Annotated in this window: 1 protein-coding gene; it reads right to left on the bottom strand. The window is 61.9% G+C overall.

The window, feature by feature from the left end; genetic code table 11:
- On the bottom strand, nt 1–1,609 hold a 1,609-nt coding region (locus PMI34_RS12910; protein WP_008050414.1), incomplete at both ends, for an Ig-like domain-containing protein.

The following is a 1,609-nucleotide window of genomic DNA, read 5'->3' as shown; positions in this document are numbered from 1 at the left end:
GTCACCAGCGAGGTTTCGCCGACGTTCAGGGCATTGTCGGCGACCACGATGGTGGCGGTCGGCAACACGGTGTCGATGGTGAAATTGGCGGAGTTGGTGGTGCCGCTGCCGGTGTTGCCGGCCAGATCGGTGACGCCGCTGTTGTCCAGGATGATCAGGTTGGTCGTGTCGTTGATCGCAACGTTCGGCGTGAAGGTCGCGGTCCAGGTAATGCCGCCGTCGCTGCTGCTCACCGCGCTCAACGTGCCGTTGGGAACGGACAGGTCGGCGTTGTCGAAACCGCTCACCGCCTCGGAGAAGGTGATGGTTACCAACGAGGTTTCACCGGCACTCAGCGTCGGGTCGGCCAGCACAATCGTGGCGGTCGGGCGGACCATGTCGATGGCATAGTTGTTGGAGTCGGTAGTGCCGCTGCCGGCGTTGCCCGACAGGTCGCTGACCCCGGTATTGTCCAGGGTGATCAGGTTGGTCGTGTCGTTGATGCTCGCCGAAGGCGTGAAGGTTGCAGTCCAGGTAATGCCGCCGTCGCTGCTGCTCACCGAGGTCAACGTGCCGTTGGCAATGGTCAGGTCGGCGTTGGTGAAACCGCTGACCGCCTCACTGAAGGTGATCGTCACCAATGAGGTTTCGCCGATGCTCAACGCCGTGTCCGTCACCACGATGGTCGCCGTCGGGCGCACGGTGTCGATGGCGTAGTTGTTGGAATCGGTGGTGCCGCTGCCGGCATTGCCCGAGGCGTTTTGCACACCGCTGTTGTCCAGGGTGATGACGTTGCTGGTGTCGGTGATGGCGCTGGTCGGGGTGAAGGTCGCGGTCCAGGTGATGCCGCCGTCGCTGCTGCTGACGGAGGTCAAGGTGCCGTTGGCGATGGTCAGGTCGGAATTGGAAAAACCGCTGACGGCTTCGCTGAAAGTGATGGTCACCAACGACGTTTCACCGATTTTCAACGCATTGTCGGCCACCACGATGGTCGCCGTCGGCAGCACCGTATCGATGGTGTAGTTACCGGAACTCGTGGTGCCGCTGCCGGTGTTGCCGGCTATGTCGGTCACGCCGGTATTGGCCAGGGTGATGATATTGCTGGCGTCACTTATGCCTGCTGTCGGGGTAAACGTCGCGGTCCAGGTAATCCCGCCGTCGCTGCTGCTGACTGCGCTGAGCGTGCCGTTGGCGATGCTCAAGTCACTGTTGTCAAAACCGGTCACCGCCTCGCTGAAGGTGATCGTCACCAGTGAAGTTTCGCCGGCACTCAGGGTCGCGTCCGCCAGAACGATAGTGGCCGTCGGGCGCTGGCTGTCGATGGCGTAGTTGTTGGAGTCGGTGGTGCCGCTGCCGGTGTTACCCGCTGCATCCTGCACACCGCTGTTGTCCAGTGTGACCAGGTTGGTTGCATCAGTGATGCCCGCCGTCGGCGTCAGGGTCGCGGTATAAGTGATGTTATCGCTGGTGCTGAGATTGCTCAGAGTACCGTTGCTCACCGTCAGATCGGCCGTGGTAAAGCCAGCCACTGCCTCGGAGAAGGTGATGGTCACCACCGATGTCTGACCCACCGCCAGTGCCGAGTCAGTCACCACGATGGTCGCCGTTGGACGCACGGTGTCGATGGCGT

The sequence above is a fragment of the Pseudomonas sp. GM74 genome (assembly GCF_000282455.1).
Classification (GTDB): Bacteria; Pseudomonadota; Gammaproteobacteria; order Pseudomonadales; family Pseudomonadaceae; genus Aquipseudomonas.
This window is presented reverse-complemented; position numbering and strand designations above follow the sequence as displayed.